A 15,401-nucleotide genomic window follows, 5' to 3' on the forward strand; every position below is an offset into this window, starting at 1 on the left:
AGGATCTGAGCATGTTTAATCTCACCGGACTTTCTCGCACCGCACTCACCCTCGCCGCGCTGACATTGAGCGCCACCGTCCACGCCGATGTCGCCTTGAAACTGGGCAGCACCGAACGCATCGGCCGCCTCTTCGCCTATCCCAACAATTGCAGCGTTATCTGCTTCCGCAACTGGACGCTGGAGCAGACTGTCGCCCACTACTTGAGTCAAAGCGTACAACGCGACGGCTATACCGATGTGAAGGTGCTGGTGAAAACCGACAACGGCGAGATCCACGCCGAGATTACCGGTGTGCCTGATGGTTATGGCAAGCCGTTGTCGGCGTTGCTCGACGCCGGTGATCTGGCATATACCGGCGCCTCTCAACTCAACGCTGATGGGAAATGGGCCTACAGCTGGTATCTGTTTCTGCCACTGGGCATGGCGCTGGAAAACCGTAAAAGCGTCGAGCTGTTGCATTTTCCGCCCGATTATTCGCTGACCCAGGCGCAGGACTATTTACGTTCGAACACCACTGATCGCTGGGCCGCACTGCTGACCGAGAATGGCATTCCGGCCGAGCAAACCCCGGCGTATCAGACCATCGTCGACATCGCGCCGATTGCCGCGCCGTCCAGCGCCGGCAAGGATCTGGAAGGCGTCTACGCCTACTTCAAGGATTACCAGACCAGCATGGTCAAACACATCAGCCAGAATCCCGGCGGCGCCGCTTTGCCGATGGTTGCGTTTGGTGCGCCCGTGCGTAACTGGATCAAACAGCAATACGGTCCGACCGTGAACGTGCTGGGCCTGGCGACGATCAGTCCAAGTGAAGGCGTGAAGGTGCCGGTACTCGGCTCCAATCACCCCAGCTATATCTGGTATGCGGCCGACCCGCAAAGTTACGACGGCGATCTGGCCAAAGCCGATGCAGCCGGTCTGAAGGTCATGGGGCAGGATTTGAGCGCCGCTTGCTGGCAGGCCGGGATGGGCAGCAAACCGGGCAGCGACGCACAGACAACGCTCAATCACTGCACGCAGACCTGGCAAGTCACGCAGAAGGTTAAAACTTGCGAATTGTTTTACACCTCGATCCGCGAGCTGAGCCCGGAGCAAGCGGCCGCCAAGTGCGCGAGTGCGTCGATCAAGACACAACTGCAACAACTCAAAGCGCCGTTACCCGCCGCTACGATTGCAGCACCGCACCTGTAACCGTCGATGCGTGAGGACCGCGTCAGCGAAGGCTGACGCGGGCAATGGTCTATGTCGCCTGTCAGATCTGACAGTAGACCGTTTGTTTCAAATAAGAGACGCTTGGATCCAATCCGCACATCCAAATCATGTGCGACCTTCCGGAGGCATCACCAGAACGAAGGAACGTTATGAACAATCAGGCTTATAGCCAACACCCGGCCCGCGATACCGAAGGGATTTACCCGTTCGCAGGGTTGCCCGTTCGCCTCGGTTTCCCGTCGATTGGCGACTTCCGAATCATTGTCGATGAGCAAGGCGTCGCGACGGCTATCGAGGCACGACGAGAATTTTCGCGCATCACGCGCATGTGCCGGGTTTCCGGACAGTTACTGCCCTATCGCTGTCGGCAGACACGGCAACTGCAACCCGGTATTCACATCTATGACCCACGGTTTTGCGGGCTGCTCGAGCACTCCTGTGATCCCAACGTCTTTCTGGATCTCAGCGAGTTATGGTTGTGGGCGTTGAAAGATATCAACGGCAGCGACCGGTTGACCATGGATTACGCCGCCACCGAAGCAAAACTGCTTCGCCAGTTCGCCTGCCATTGTGGTTCACCGCGCTGCCGAGGCTGGATCACCGGATACGACGAAGCCGCCAACATCGAAGGCCAGTGCTTTTTGCAGCACTGGCGCCACTCGAGGCATCGTTAAGCCGCTTTTACAGCGCACCCACTGGACGCAAGCGATATTGTGGCGGCAACTGCTCGAAGCCACTGATGGTCGTGTTCAGGCTCTTCCAGCGACCGTCCTTGATGCCGTAGATGCAGCCGTGGATCGACAGGCTCTGTCCGCGATGCCAGGCGTTCTGAACAATGCTGGTGTGCGCGACGTTGGCCACTTGCTGGATCACGTTGAGCTCGCACATCCGGTCGACCTGCTCTTCTTCGGTCGGCAATTTCGCCAGCTCTTCGCGTTTCTCGTAATACAGATCGCGGATCGAACGCAGCCAGCCGTCGATGAGGCCGAACTGACGATCCTGCATCGACGCACGTACGCCGCCGCAGCCATAGTGGCCAGTGACAAGAATGTGTTTGACTTTCAGCACATCCACCGCGTACTGGATCACTGACAGGCAATTGAGGTCAGTGTGCAGCACCACGTTGGCAACGTTGCGATGGACGAACAGATCGCCCGGCAGCATGCCGACGATTTCGTTGGCCGGCACGCGTGCGTCCGAACAGCCGATCCACAGGTATTCCGGAGTCTGCTGGCGCGCCAGTTTGGCGAAGAAATCCGGGTCTTCCTTGGTAATCGCGTCAGCCCAACGCTCGTTATTATCAATCAGGTCTTGTAGATCGTGCATGTTTAAGGCCTCAAGAAAGATGCGCTGGTATGACAGACAACCGCCGGTCGGGGTCACGCTGCCAGCCAAAGTGTTTCAGTTGGAATTCTCGCGCGCCCGGTGAGTCCACCTAGTAAGGCCCACAGTACGAGGAATTGCCATGAATGATTCACGACGCCCTTATGATGCGGTGCAACCGGAACCCATCGATGATAACGAAGACCGCATGGGCTCGGTGCACGAGCTGGATTTCGACGAAGACGAGCCAAGCGCGAAGATCGGTGATGAGCTGCCCGAGCGTGAACGTGAGCAACTGATGCCAGCGGAGCGGGTGCGTGAGGCGGGCATGACCGGGGCTTCGGTTGATGATCACCAACCTACTGACGATGACCTGAGCCCAGAGACTTTGATTCGCGAAGATGGCGCGCGTGATGCCGAGGAAGTTGGCGATGGCGATCAGGCGGATTGGGATTTGAGCGTGGTCGGGGAAAATGACATTGGCGGCGGTGACGGCCTCGATGAGGCGGAACTCGCGGATCTGGATCCGCTGAATGGCAAGCGATGATCCGCTGATTTGAAACTCGCTCCTTGTAGGAGCTGCCGAAGGCTGCGATCTTTTGATCTTGCTTTGAATCTCACAAAAACAAGATCAAAAGATCGCAGCCTTCGGCAGCTCCTACAGGGGGTTCAGTCGACCAGGGTGCAGGCCATGACCACGGCGTCTTCGCGCCCACCCACCGCCGGATAATAGTCCCGACGCCGGCCAATCTCGTTGAAACCGTATCGCTCATACAAACGGAATGCCGCCGCATTGCTGTCGCGCACTTCGAGAAAACACTCCCGCGCCTCAGCCGCATATGCCCGCGACATCAGGTGCTCGAGCAATGTCAGGCCCAGCCCGCGGCCCTGGCTTTCCGGCTTGACGGTGATGTTCAGCAGATGCGCCTCATCAAGAATGATCTGCACCACCCCGTGACCCACCTGTTGCTGCCCCTCGAACATCAGCCAGATCTGGTACTTGCCCAGGCCATCGAGAAAAATCCCGCGGGTCCACGGATGACTGTACGCGGCGTATTCGATCTTCAGCACAGCGTCCAGATCCGCCTCGGTCATCGGGCGGAAGGTTACAGCGTCACTCATTCGATTCTTTCCAGCGCGCCATCAGCCGACGCATGGCTTGCCACACAGCGGCTTTGCGCTGCGGCTCCTCCATTAACAATTCCAGACCGGGAATGGCCCAGGCCAGGCCCAGACCTTCGATCTGCAATTCACGATTGAACGCTTCGGCGTCCGCTTCGCCGGCAAAACGCACCGCCGGCAGGCCAATCAGCCACAGGCAAGCGCAGGGCGCAGCTTCCATTTGCAAGGAAAGAAAACCCTGGACGAAATCCCGCGCCGCGTCCGGGCCCTGATCCATGGTGCCGCGATTGAGCCACGGCCAGCGCACCGGCTCGCCGACGATCTGCGGCGCATCCGGCAGACCGGCGGCGCGCAGCATGTCCTTGAGCAACAGATAGGCCGGATCACGACTCTGAAACGCCTCACCGGTGGGTAACTCGACCAGCAACAGGCAACGCCCGGCGCGCAGCAATTGCAAGGCGAAACGTGGTGGCGGCACAGGGGCAGCTTTGGCGACAACCGGTGCGTCGTCGACCGCTTCCACCGGTTTCGCACCGGTACGGGTACTGGCCAGCGAGGGACGCGGCACGTCGATTTTCGGCCGTTCGGCGGGACGAGCAGCAGGCTGCACTGACGCTTCGGCCTGCGGCGCAAGCAATACCGGCGCTTCGGCCTCGGGCTCGGGCGGATCCAGCAGCTCTGGCCGCGACGGCGCGGCGAAAGGCAATTCTGTGCGCGGCAGCCAGTTGACCACCTGCATGGCGTTCAAATAGGCGCGGCGGCGGGACTCGATTAGCAAGGGTCGGCCACTTGTGGATAACTGAAGTGCGCTGATTCTAACGCCCTTCGCTCAAGATCGCCCGTTGTTGATCGATAGATTGACCAACCGCCCTTTTGGCACGCTACACAAAGCCTCTTCCGATCAGAAACAGCGACAGTCCGTCCCGCGATTGAATCGCATCCTTCCTGATGCAGTACAATCGCCGCTTTTCATTGCCAACCAGCCGGGCATTCCGATGATCGAACCCAAGCGCGTCTTGCGCGCCCTCGCTGAACACTGGGCATTGCTAGAGCCGCTGTGTGAGCATTTCGACCAAGGCACATTGAGCCTCAACGAACTGCGCACGCAACTGGCCGCCCAACAACTGGACAGCACGCCGCAGGACATCACCAGCCTGCTTGACGTGTGGATTCGCCTCGACATTCTGGTTCCGGTGGCAAAAAGCCCGAACCGTTTCGAGCTGAACGCGCAGATTCACGACTTTCTCGCTTACCTGCGCCGTGAGCACCGCCTCGGCCTGTGCCTGGAAATCGAAGCCTACCTGCGCCACCTCGAACGTCTGGCCGGCTACATTCAGGACGCGTTCGACGTTCGCGATGGTCACGACCTCGCCCGCCAGTTGCGCTTGCTCGACATGCGCGTGCGCGACGTGCTGAAGAAACTCGACAATGACGAACAGGCACTGGTGGCGGTCGCCGAACGTGCCAAGACCAGCGACCGGCAGATTCCGCTGCGTCAGCGTTACGCCGAAGTGCTGGCGACCTGGGATGAATACGTCGAGCCGATGATCGATCTGGTCAACGCCGACGGCGCGTTCGAACAAGGCGTGCGCAAGGTCGAAACCGTGTTGCTGAAAATGCTCAGCGAACAACAGCGCCTCGGCCATCTGGTCGATGACGACATGCTCCTGCGCACGCACGCGCGCATCCTCGAAATGCAGACCAGCGCCCAACTGACCCTGCGCCATGCCCGCGAACTGTTACTGCCGCTGCGCGAAGAAGCGCGCCGGCATAACGCCGTGACCCGTGGCGCCGCACTGGCGCTGGCGGCGATTCGGCGTAAGGGCATCGATGCTGTGCCGCAGGCCGCGATGCCGCTGTTCACCCGCCCGCAAAGCACTTTCCTTGGCAGCGCCAGTCAGGTCGAAGCCTATGTCTATGCCCTGGCGCGTTTCGAGCCGAAACCGGCGCGCTTCCCCAAGGCCCACAAGACGCACAAGACTGGCGATGCGCCACGGGCGCCGCGCACCGTGCGCGAAATGGTCGATCGCTGCGAAGAAGCTCTGCCGATGCCGGATCTGATGACCTGGCTGCTCGAACAGGAACCGGACGGCGCCACCGACGAATTGCTGTACTGGTTCTCGCGCCTCTCGCGGGAAAAACGCTTCAAGCGCGAGCGTCTGGAACGCCGCGAATACCACACTCACGAGCACCAGGTCAGCCTGCGCTCCTTCGCCCTGCTCTCGGCCAGCGACTCTGCCTCCGAGAATTCTGCGAGCATCCCCAATGCATCTTGATCTTTCCGAACTGTCGCAACTCGCGCCAATCTTCCGCGAGCTGTTCAAGGGTTACCACGTCAGCCGCCGCGACCCGGAGCTGTACGCACAACTGTCGAACTTTCAGGATCAATACCGCACGCTGTTCAAGGCGCTGGGTTTTGAACTGGTCTGCGACACCCGTGGTTTCTACTACTTCGTGCCGGACATGGCCGCTGCTGCGGTGAACAAGACCGCCCAGCGTCTGGCGCTGTTCACCTTCATCCTCGTCGAGCATCTGGCCGATCAGGGCCGCGACCCGATCGCCGTGCTCGATGGCGGCAGTCTGGGCCGCGAAGAGTTGCCGTCGCTGCTGGACAAATACCGCGACCTGTTCATTCAGGCCGAAGTGCAAACCGTCGAAGAACTTGAAGAAAAGATCATGCGCCGCATGACCCAGCTCGGTTTCGCCGGCGAAGAAAACGGCGTGTATCGCTTCCTGCCGCCGATGCACCGTTTCCTCGATGTTTGCCTGTCGGTGCAACAAGACCGCGACCTGGCGGCCAGCGTGCACAGCGTTCTGCCATTGCCGGCACCGGTGCTGATCGACGAAGAAGCCGAAGCGAAATTCCTCGCCACCGACGATCCGCTCGATCTCAGTGAGTTTGAAGAAAGCGAAGAAGACGCACTGGCCCGCGCCATTGCCGAAGAACAGGAGTCCGATGCATGAGCCAGGAACGCTACGGCATCCGCCGCTTTGCCCTTTTGAACACCGCCGGTTACAGCCTCGGCCTGTTCCCGCTGGAAGAACCGTTGTCGGTTTATGGCGCGAACAACCTGGGTAAATCGGCGTCGATCAACGCTTTGCAGTTTCCGATTCTGGCGCGCATGTCGGACATGAGTTTCGGCAAATACAGCCTCGAACAATCGCGGCGCTTCTACTTCGCCTCCGACACCAGCTACATCCTCGTCGAAGTCAATCTGCCCCACGGTCCGCACGTAATCGGCGTGGTCGGTCGTGGCCCGGGCGGTGGTTTCGGTCACCAATTCTTTGCCTACGCCGGCAAGCTCGATCTGACCCACTACCAGAAAAACGACACCTGCCTGCGTCAGAAAGAGCTATTCAGCAATCTTGAAAAAGAAGGCCTGAAAGCTTACGAACTCAAGCCTGATGAACTGCGTCGCTTGCTCGTCGGCGGTCACACTTCGATCCCGCTCGACCTGACGCTGATCCCGCTGCGTTCCACCAGCGAGCAGAGCCTGAAGACCTTCCGCGCGTTGTTCATCAACCTGCTGCACATGCGCGAAATCACCGCGGCCAAGCTCAAGCAACTGTTCCTTGATGCGTTCGAACACAGCCTGCGTTCGGGCAGCGTCGATTACATCGCCGCGTGCGAAGAAGCCTTCCGCGACGTGCGACGCATGGAGCAGGACTACAACTCGCTGGTGGCTGCCGGCCCGCTGGTCGAAGCCTTGGCCAACGGCGTGAAACAGCGTGACGTGCTGCGCGGCAAACTGCATCGCCTGTCGCCGCTGCTCGATTCCTTGCTCGGCACCTGGTCGGACTACGCCAGCGCGCGCAAGGAAGAGCTGACGATTCAGGCCGAGCACTACCGTCGCGAGCAGGACGATCTGCAAAACGATCAGCGCGGCGGCACTCAGGAACTGATGCGTCTGGAACGTGAAATCTCCGGCATCCAGCGTTGGCTCGGCGAACTGTCGGTGTTGAAGAATCGCTTCGCGCTGGTCGATGACGTGAAAGTTCTCGAGCAACAATTGCTCGCGGCCAAGGATGCTCACGATGAACTGGCTGGGGCCTTGGCACAGTCGCGTCAGTTCAGCGCTGAGGATCTCGAAGAGCGACTGCGCGAACTGGAAAAACGCCTGAAGTCGGTGAAGCAGCAGCTCGATCATGCCGACAACAATAGTTATGCGCGTCTGCGCGAAGAGTTCTCCCAGCAGGACGTCGAGCGCCTGATGCGCTTGTTCAACAGCGCGCTGTTCAGTCTGCCGCTGGGCGAGCACGGCATCACCCTCGACGAAGACGGCCAGTGGGTGAAATCGGTTGAGCTGATTCTTGATGGCTTCAAGGGCGAGCGCTTCGAAGTGCCGGGCCTGTCGATTGATATTTCGCACATCGAGCCGCCGGCGCTGCAAGCACTGGCCGACCGCGCCGCGCTGCGTGACCAGAAAGAGCGTCTGGAAAAAGAGCTCAAGCAGCTGAAAACCCAGCAAGCCGTGGCCTCCGACCGTGCCGCGAGCAAGACCCAGACTGAAGCGCTGTACCAGCAAGTACTGGACGCGCAGAAAGCGCTGGAAGACTTCCGCCGCACCCAGACGCTGAGCGCCGAAGAAGGCGACAAGCTCGAGCAACTGGCGCAAATGGAAGCCGCACAGGACGAACTCAAGCGTTCCAGCGATGCCTTCACCGAGCGGGTGCAGCAACTCTCCGCCAAGCTGCAACTGGTCGGCCGCCAGATCGCCGATATGGAAGCCAAGCAACGCACTCTCGACGACGCCCTGCGCCGCCGTCAGTTGCTGCCGGCAGATCTGCCGTTCGGCACGCCGTTCATGGACCCGGTCGACGACTCGATGGACAACCTGCTGCCGCTGCTCAACGATTATCAGGACAGCTGGCAGGGTCTGCTGCGTGCCGACGGCCAGATCGAAGCGCTGTACGCGCAGGTGCGCCTCAAAGGCGTGGCCAAGTTCGATAGCGAAGACGACATGGAACGCCGTCTGTCATTGCTGATCAACGCTTACGCGCACCGCACAGATGAAGCGCTGACCTTGGGCAAGGCCCGTCGCGCGGCGGTTACCGACATCGCCCGCACCCTGCGCAATATCCGCAGCGACTACGACAGCCTTGAGCATCAACTGGCGCTGTTCAACCGCGAGATCAACAAGCGTCAGGTTTCCAACCTGCAGAGCTTCCGCATCGTCCTTGCGCCGAACAAGGAAGCGCTCAAGCACATCGACCAGATTATCCACAGCGCCGGCCAGTACGAGGAAGGCGAAACCCTGTCGGTGTTCGATCTGAGCCAGAGCGCCGAGCAGGACAACAAGAACGAAGAGGCCAAGGAATATCTGGCGCGGCTGGTGGCGGCAAACCACAACCAGCTCGGGCTTAAGGATCTGTTCGAATTGGCCTTCGAAATCACCAAGGTCAATGGTCAGCCAGTGATCCACACCGATATCGACGGTGCGGCGTCCAACGGCACCACCATGACCATCAAGGCGCTGACCAACATGTACTTGTTGCTGCACTTGATGGACCGCGACCTTGCCGGGCGCGTGCGTCTGCCGTACTACCTCGACGAGGCAGCGGACATCGACGAGAAGAACCAGGCAGCGTTGCTGGAAACCAGCCTGCAGCTGGGCTTTGTGCCGATTCTGGCGAGCGTGAAGCCGCAGGTCTGCGCCAGTGTCGCCATCGACCTGGAGGGTGGCAGCGGACCGGCGGGCATCTACATCGATGAGGCGGACTGGAAGTACATCCGTCGCCATGATGTGGTGAAGGCAACGTTGAATGTTGAAGCGGACGAGCCGGAGCTGGATGCGGTTTGATCGGCTTTAGCTGAAGGAAATACAAAGGGCCGCGATCCGATGGGATCGCGGCCCTTTTTTTGGCTTGGAAGTTGTGTTGAATTTGCCGGTCCTATCGCTGGCAAGTCGAATCGTCGCACCGCAGCTCCCACAGGTTTGTGCGTCATACACATATTTTGTGCACACCACCTACCACTGTGGGAGCTGGCTTGCCAGCGATGGCGTCTTTGTAGGCGCCGCGAGGTTACTTACCGAGCGAAATCTTCGGCGCCCAAGTCAGCCACTCATCCTCAAACTTGTCGAACAACGGGAACGTCTGCTCCGCCCGCGCCGGGCTGCCCATGCGCTCGCCGTCCGGCGTTGCGAATGCGATGCCGCCCTGAATCAGCGTTTCCAGCGACTCGGTTCGCACCGTGACACCTTTGAACAAGCCGTAATCGAAACCCACACCACTGGTGTTCCAGAAGCGGCTGCCGCTGCGCACCAGCGGCGCGTATTTCGGCTCGATCAGGATGTGCACCAACACCCGGTCGGCCGTCTGACCCAATTCATATCCGGTGACCTTACCCACGGCAATTTCCCGATACGTCACCGGCACGCCAGGCTTCAGCGAACCGCGACGTTCAGCACTCAACACCAGACTCAAACCGGCTTCCTGCTTGCTGACTTCGGGCGCTTGCGCCAAGGCGACAAACTTGCTTTGTGGCCCCAGATTTTTTGCCGGCGGCTGGACCTCAATATATTTACCCGTGACCAGGGTTTCGAGGTTTTCCGTCTTGATCAGGCCAAGCTCCGGTTTGACCACCCAGAACTGGCTGCCGACGCGCGCAATCTTCTCCGGCACTTCCGTAATACGCGCAGTGAGGATGACCGCTTGCATATCGTCCGTCAGATCAACGCTCTCGATCTTGCCGACATCCAGCCCCTTGAAGCGCACCGGCGTGCCGCTGCTCAAACCGTCGGCGCGATCGACCTTGATGGTCACCAACGTGCCTTTCTTGTTGGCCTCGTCGTGATCGGCGAACAAACGGAAACGCGGGATACGTTTTTTCAACGGCGCATTGGTTTGCGGAGTTTCGAAGGCAATGCCGCCGGCCATCAGAGTTTGCAGCGATTCGCTCTTCACCTGGATCCCGCCCGTCAGGCCCCCGGTCAGGGTGATGCCGCTGACATTCCAGAAGCGCGTCGAGGCATTGACCAGGTTTTCGTATTCTTTCTCGATGTGCACGCCGATGACCACTTGCTTGCGGGTTCTCGAAAACTGATAGCTCTGCACCGAGCCAACCTTGACCTGCTTGTACAAAATCGGGCTGCCGACTTCTATCGAGCCGAGGGCATCAGTGAACAGCACCAGATGCAGCCCCGGCGAACGCAGATCCAGCGGCGGCGCTTTGGGTCGGGCTTCGAACTCGCGTTTCGGTGCCGCGCCTTTATCGCCGGGACGCACGGCGATGTAGTTACCCTTCACCAAGGCTTCCAGCCCGGTGATCCCGGCCAGGGAGATCGACGGTTTGACCACCCAGAATTGCGTGCCGTCGACCAGATAGTCTTCTGCCAATGGATCGAGTGTCAGCTCGGCGGTGGCGCTGTTCAAATCCGGATCGACCTTCAACGCCTTCAGGTTGCCGACCTGAATGCCTTTGTACATGACGGGTGTCCGCCCGGCCTGCAGTCCTTCGAAGTCACTGAGTTTGACTTTGACGCGGATCCCGGCAGCGGCCGCGTCGAAGTCTTCATAAAGACGGAACGGCAGGCTCGGATCGGTGGCCGGGCTGTCCTTGCGATTCTCCGGCGTCGCGAAGGCAATACCGCCGGCGACGATGCTGGCCAGTGATTCACTACGGACTTTGACGCCGGACAGGTTGGCGTCGATGCTGATGCCGCTGGCATTCCAGAAACGCGTGTGTTTGCGCACCAGTTTGGCGTAGGTCGGCTCGATGAAGACTTTCAGTTCGACCGTGCTTTGGTCTTCCGAAAGCAGGTAGCTTTTGACTTGGCCAACTTTGATCTGCTTGTAGAACACCGGGCTGCCGCGATTCAGCGAACCGAGCCGATCCGCTTTGATGGTCAGATGCAAACCGGGTTTGGCGTCGGACAGCGGCGGCTCTTCGGCCAGCGCCTTGAACTTGCGAACGGGCTCGCCTTCACCGGGGCTGATGGCCACGTAGTTACCTGACACCAACGTTTCCAGACCCGTGATGCCGGCAAGGGTCACGCTCGGTTTGACCAGCCAGAAGCGCGTGCTGGTCTTGAGGTATTGCTCGACGTCCTTGTTCATCTCGATGGTGGCGATGACTCCTTTGGAGTTGCCTTCATCATCGAGCTTCAGCGTTTTGACCTTACCGACCGACATGCCTTTGTAGACGACTTCAGTCTTGTTGGCCTGGATGCCTTCGCCACTTTCGAAACGTACCTGAATTTCGATGCCGGTTTCGGACCAGGCACGCCAGCCCAGCCAGCCGCCGATGATCAGTGCGATCAGAGGCAACACCCAGATGGCAGACCAGTTCGAAGCCGGTCGGGTTTTCGCTACGGGCAAATCAGTCATGGTCGTCGTCCGACTCCGTGTTATCCCAAATCAGTCGGGGATCGAAAGTTACTGCGGCGAGCATCGTCAGAATCACCACTGTGGCGAAGGCGATGGCGCCAAGATTGGCTTCGACACTGGCAATCCGGCCGAAGTTGACGACCGCCACGAGAATGGCGATCACAAAAATATCGAGCATCGACCAGCGGCCAATGAACTCGATGAAGCGGTACATCCAGATACGCTGACGTGCCGACAACGGCTGATGTCGCTGCACCGAAAACAACAGCAGCGCGATGCCGACCAGTTTGAAAGTGGGCACGAGAATACTGGCGATGAACACCACCGCGGCAATCGGGATCATGCCGTGCTGCACCAGCTCAATGACGCCGGACATGATGGTGCTCGGTTCACCCTGGCCCAGAGAACTGACCGTCATGATCGGCAAGACATTGGCCGGGATGTAGATGATTGCCGCAGTGATCAACAGCGCCCAGGTCCGGGTCAGGCTGTTCGGACGGCGAGTGTGAACCTGCGCGCCGCAACGGGTGCAGCACTGCTCATCGACGTCAGGTTCCTGCCTGTTCAATTCATGACATTCGGTGCATACCAGAATGCCCGCATCAATCGCCCGCATGGGCATCCTCTCCTGATAATGCCTGCCAGATCTGATGCGGTGACATCACCACTTCCAGCCAGACTTGTACCAATAACAAGCCGATGAAACATCCCAGCCCCAGGCCGACGGTGATCGCTGCCATATCCGCCAGTTTCACGATCGCGACGAGGACGCCCATGAGGTAAACCTCGAGCATTCCCCAGTCTCTGAGGTGATGGTAGATACGGTAGAGCAGCAAGCCGTAACTGCGACCGAGATTGAAGCGAATCGTCAGTAGCACGAACAACTGGCACAGTAATTTGATTAACGGTATAGCCATGCTGCAGAGGAAGACGACAATCGACACTCCCTGCATGTCGGTATTGAACAGACCTACGACGCCGCTCCAGACCGTATCCTGCGAAGTTTGTCCGAGGATATTGAGTTGCATGATGGGTAAAAAGTTTGCCGGTACGTAAAGTAATAACGCAGCAATGACCAAGGCGAGACTGCGCTGCACCACGTTATGGCGATGCGCATACAACTCGTAACCGCAGCGCGGACAGAGGGCCTTCTCGCCATGGGCAAGTGCCGGCTTGCGCATCAGCAGGTCGCACTCGTGACAGGCTATCAAGTCTTCCAGCGGTAAATCTGACAGCCCGGGGGCGTCAACCGATTCTGACATACAGGCTCTGGCTCCGAAAAAGATAGGGCTATTCTAGTGTTCCGCTTGGAAAATAACTGTTCAAATTTGTTCGTCGCGGCGAGTAAAAACTTTCTCGCAGGCAAAACAAAACCCCAACTGCTTTCGCAATTGGGGTTTCGGAATTTAATCTTGACGATGACCTACTCTCACATGGGGAAACCCCACACTACCATCGGCGATGCATCGTTTCACTGCTGAGTTCGGGATGGGATCAGGTGGTTCCAACGCTCTATGGTCGTCAAGAAATTCGGGTACCGAACCGTGGCCAGCTGGCCTCGCTTCAGCAAATCGGGTATGTGACAGCTAGGTGTTTGTGCGTTTCGAACTTTCGGTTCGTTTCGTCTTCACACACCGCAATCTGGTTGCTCTGGTTTACAGAGCCGACGCAAATTGCTTGGGTGTTATATGGTCAAGCCTCACGGGCAATTAGTATTGGTTAGCTCAACGCCTCACAGCGCTTACACACCCAACCTATCAACGTCGTAGTCTTCGACGGCCCTTCAGGGAACTCAAGGTTCCAGTGAGATCTCATCTTGAGGCAAGTTTCCCGCTTAGATGCTTTCAGCGGTTATCTTTCCCGAACATAGCTACCCGGCAATGCCACTGGCGTGACAACCGGAACACCAGAGGTTCGTCCACTCCGGTCCTCTCGTACTAGGAGCAGCCCCTCTCAAATCTCAAACGTCCACGGCAGATAGGGACCGAACTGTCTCACGACGTTCTAAACCCAGCTCGCGTACCACTTTAAATGGCGAACAGCCATACCCTTGGGACCGGCTTCAGCCCCAGGATGTGATGAGCCGACATCGAGGTGCCAAACACCGCCGTCGATATGAACTCTTGGGCGGTATCAGCCTGTTATCCCCGGAGTACCTTTTATCCGTTGAGCGATGGCCCTTCCATACAGAACCACCGGATCACTAAGACCTACTTTCGTACCTGCTCGACGTGTCTGTCTCGCAGTCAAGCGCGCTTTTGCCTTTATACTCTACGACCGATTTCCGACCGGTCTGAGCGCACCTTCGTACTCCTCCGTTACTCTTTAGGAGGAGACCGCCCCAGTCAAACTACCCACCATACACTGTCCTCGATCCGGATAACGGACCTGAGTTAGAACCTCAAAGTTGCCAGGGTGGTATTTCAAGGATGGCTCCACGCGAACTGGCGTCCACGCTTCAAAGCCTCCCACCTATCCTACACAAGCAAATTCAAAGTCCAGTGCAAAGCTATAGTAAAGGTTCACGGGGTCTTTCCGTCTAGCCGCGGATACACTGCATCTTCACAGCGATTTCAATTTCACTGAGTCTCGGGTGGAGACAGCGCCGCCATCGTTACGCCATTCGTGCAGGTCGGAACTTACCCGACAAGGAATTTCGCTACCTTAGGACCGTTATAGTTACGGCCGCCGTTTACCGGGGCTTCGATCAAGAGCTTCGCGTTAGCTAACCCCATCAATTAACCTTCCGGCACCGGGCAGGCGTCACACCCTATACGTCCACTTTCGTGTTTGCAGAGTGCTGTGTTTTTAATAAACAGTCGCAGCGGCCTGGTATCTTCGACCGGCATGAGCTTACGGAGCAAGTCCTTCACCCTCACCGGCGCACCTTCTCCCGAAGTTACGGTGCCATTTTGCCTAGTTCCTTCACCCGAGTTCTCTCAAGCGCCTTGGTATTCTCTACCCAACCACCTGTGTCGGTTTGGGGTACGGTTCCTGGTTACCTGAAGCTTAGAAGCTTTTCTTGGAAGCATGGCATCAACCACTTCGTCACCCAAAGGGTAACTCGTCATCAGCTCTCGGCCTTAAGATCCCGGATTTACCTAAGATCTCAGCCTACCACCTTAAACTTGGACAACCAACGCCAAGCTGGCCTAGCCTTCTCCGTCCCTCCATCGCAATAACCAGAAGTACAGGAATATTAACCTGTTTTCCATCGACTACGCTTTTCAGCCTCGCCTTAGGGACCGACTAACCCTGCGTCGATTAACGTTGCGCAGGAAACCTTGGTCTTTCGGCGTGGGTGTTTTTCACACCCATTGTCGTTACTCATGTCAGCATTCGCACTTCTGATACCTCCAGCAAGCTTCTCAACTCACCTTCACAGGCTTACAGAACGCTCCTCTACCGCATCAC

The 15,401-nt window shown here is 58.4% G+C and carries 12 protein-coding genes and 2 rRNA genes (1 of these 14 cut by a window edge); 6 read left to right on the forward strand and 8 right to left on the reverse strand.

Going from position 1 to position 15,401, the window contains the following annotated elements; genetic code table 11:
* The first annotated feature begins 11 nt into the window (after nt 1-11).
* Nucleotides 12-1,193, forward strand: a complete 1,182-nt coding sequence (locus tag EL257_RS22665) for a hypothetical protein (protein WP_126366389.1) — start codon at nt 12-14, stop codon at nt 1,191-1,193.
* Nucleotides 1,194-1,363: 170 nt separating this feature from the next.
* Nucleotides 1,364-1,888, forward strand: a complete 525-nt coding sequence (locus EL257_RS22670; RefSeq protein WP_126366391.1) for a lysine methyltransferase — start codon at nt 1,364-1,366, stop codon at nt 1,886-1,888.
* A gap of 7 nt (nt 1,889-1,895) precedes the next feature.
* On the opposite strand, the gene can is transcribed toward EL257_RS22670, so the two are convergent.
* A complete protein-coding gene (gene can, locus EL257_RS22675) occupies nt 1,896-2,540 on the reverse strand; it encodes a carbonate dehydratase (RefSeq protein WP_126366393.1) in 645 nt (214 codons plus the stop codon).
* A 139-nt stretch (nt 2,541-2,679) separates the two neighbouring features.
* On the opposite strand from can, the gene EL257_RS22680 reads away from it, so the two are divergent.
* Entirely contained in the window at nt 2,680-3,084 is a 405-nt protein-coding gene (locus EL257_RS22680) for a serine kinase/phosphatase (protein ID WP_126366395.1), read from the forward strand.
* A gap of 122 nt (nt 3,085-3,206) precedes the next feature.
* Here EL257_RS22680 and rimI read toward each other — a convergent pair whose 3' ends face one another.
* Together rimI and EL257_RS22690 are read right to left on the reverse strand one after the other, a co-directional pair.
* Complete coding sequence (gene rimI, locus EL257_RS22685) at nt 3,207-3,659, reverse strand: ribosomal protein S18-alanine N-acetyltransferase (protein ID WP_126366397.1); 453 nt, start codon at nt 3,657-3,659, stop codon at nt 3,207-3,209.
* Nucleotides 3,652-4,398: an energy transducer TonB gene (locus tag EL257_RS22690; RefSeq protein ID WP_126368238.1), complete on the reverse strand. Its 747-nt coding sequence runs from the start codon at nt 4,396-4,398 to the stop codon at nt 3,652-3,654. Before EL257_RS22690 ends, rimI begins: the two co-directional genes overlap by 8 nt.
* A gap of 256 nt (nt 4,399-4,654) precedes the next feature.
* On the opposite strand from EL257_RS22690, the gene mksB reads away from it, so the two are divergent.
* Genes mksB through mksF form a run of 3 tightly spaced genes read left to right on the forward strand, consistent with a single transcriptional unit; the run spans nt 4,655 to nt 9,460 of the window.
* Nucleotides 4,655-5,935, forward strand: a complete 1,281-nt coding sequence (mksB, locus tag EL257_RS22695; protein WP_172604515.1) for an Mks condensin complex protein MksB — start codon at nt 4,655-4,657, stop codon at nt 5,933-5,935.
* Nucleotides 5,925-6,623 carry an Mks condensin complex protein MksE gene (mksE, locus tag EL257_RS22700; protein WP_126366401.1) on the forward strand — a complete coding sequence of 233 codons (699 nt, stop codon included), beginning with the start codon at nt 5,925-5,927 and terminating at the stop codon, nt 6,621-6,623. The genes mksB and mksE overlap by 11 nt, the downstream gene beginning before the upstream one ends.
* Nucleotides 6,620-9,460: an Mks condensin complex protein MksF gene (mksF, locus tag EL257_RS22705; protein WP_126366403.1), complete on the forward strand. Its 2,841-nt coding sequence runs from the start codon at nt 6,620-6,622 to the stop codon at nt 9,458-9,460. Before mksE ends, mksF begins: the two co-directional genes overlap by 4 nt.
* Before the next feature lie 223 nt (nt 9,461-9,683).
* On the opposite strand, the gene EL257_RS22710 is transcribed toward mksF, so the two are convergent.
* The 5 genes from EL257_RS22710 to EL257_RS22730 all read right to left on the reverse strand — a co-directional run.
* Entirely contained in the window at nt 9,684-11,987 is a 2,304-nt protein-coding gene (locus EL257_RS22710) for an intermembrane transport protein PqiB (RefSeq protein WP_126366405.1), read from the reverse strand.
* Entirely contained in the window at nt 11,980-12,603 is a 624-nt protein-coding gene (locus EL257_RS22715) for a paraquat-inducible protein A (protein ID WP_126366407.1), read from the reverse strand. Before EL257_RS22715 ends, EL257_RS22710 begins: the two co-directional genes overlap by 8 nt.
* Nucleotides 12,590-13,249: a paraquat-inducible protein A gene (locus EL257_RS22720; protein WP_126366409.1), complete on the reverse strand. Its 660-nt coding sequence runs from the start codon at nt 13,247-13,249 to the stop codon at nt 12,590-12,592. Before EL257_RS22720 ends, EL257_RS22715 begins: the two co-directional genes overlap by 14 nt.
* A 148-nt stretch (nt 13,250-13,397) precedes the next feature.
* A 5S ribosomal RNA gene (gene rrf, locus EL257_RS22725) occupies nt 13,398-13,513 on the reverse strand.
* A 162-nt stretch (nt 13,514-13,675) separates the two neighbouring features.
* A 23S ribosomal RNA gene (locus EL257_RS22730) occupies nt 13,676-15,401 on the reverse strand (it continues 1,168 nt past the right edge of the window).

Origin of the sequence: Pseudomonas fluorescens (assembly GCF_900636825.1) — a bacterium.
Lineage (GTDB): Bacteria > Pseudomonadota > Gammaproteobacteria > Pseudomonadales > Pseudomonadaceae > Aquipseudomonas > Aquipseudomonas fluorescens_BG.

Excerpts from the sequence above, each read along its gene's own strand:
- EL257_RS22665 (WP_126366389.1), top strand. The coding sequence starts at position 12 with ATGTTTAATCTCACCGGACTTTCTCGCACCGCACTCACCCTCGCCGCG.
- EL257_RS22715 (WP_126366407.1), bottom strand. The coding sequence starts at position 12,603 with ATGCGGGCGATTGATGCGGGCATTCTGGTATGCACCGAATGTCATGAA.
- mksB (WP_172604515.1), top strand. The coding sequence starts at position 4,655 with ATGATCGAACCCAAGCGCGTCTTGCGCGCCCTCGCTGAACACTGGGCA.
- EL257_RS22670 (WP_126366391.1), top strand. The coding sequence starts at position 1,364 with ATGAACAATCAGGCTTATAGCCAACACCCGGCCCGCGATACCGAAGGG.
- mksE (WP_126366401.1), top strand. The coding sequence starts at position 5,925 with ATGCATCTTGATCTTTCCGAACTGTCGCAACTCGCGCCAATCTTCCGC.
- can (WP_126366393.1), bottom strand. The coding sequence starts at position 2,540 with ATGCACGATCTACAAGACCTGATTGATAATAACGAGCGTTGGGCTGAC.
- EL257_RS22720 (WP_126366409.1), bottom strand. The coding sequence starts at position 13,249 with ATGTCAGAATCGGTTGACGCCCCCGGGCTGTCAGATTTACCGCTGGAA.
- EL257_RS22680 (WP_126366395.1), top strand. The coding sequence starts at position 2,680 with ATGAATGATTCACGACGCCCTTATGATGCGGTGCAACCGGAACCCATC.
- mksF (WP_126366403.1), top strand. The coding sequence starts at position 6,620 with ATGAGCCAGGAACGCTACGGCATCCGCCGCTTTGCCCTTTTGAACACC.
- rimI (WP_126366397.1), bottom strand. The coding sequence starts at position 3,659 with ATGAGTGACGCTGTAACCTTCCGCCCGATGACCGAGGCGGATCTGGAC.
- EL257_RS22690 (WP_126368238.1), bottom strand. The coding sequence starts at position 4,398 with ATGCAGGTGGTCAACTGGCTGCCGCGCACAGAATTGCCTTTCGCCGCG.
- EL257_RS22710 (WP_126366405.1), bottom strand. The coding sequence starts at position 11,987 with ATGACTGATTTGCCCGTAGCGAAAACCCGACCGGCTTCGAACTGGTCT.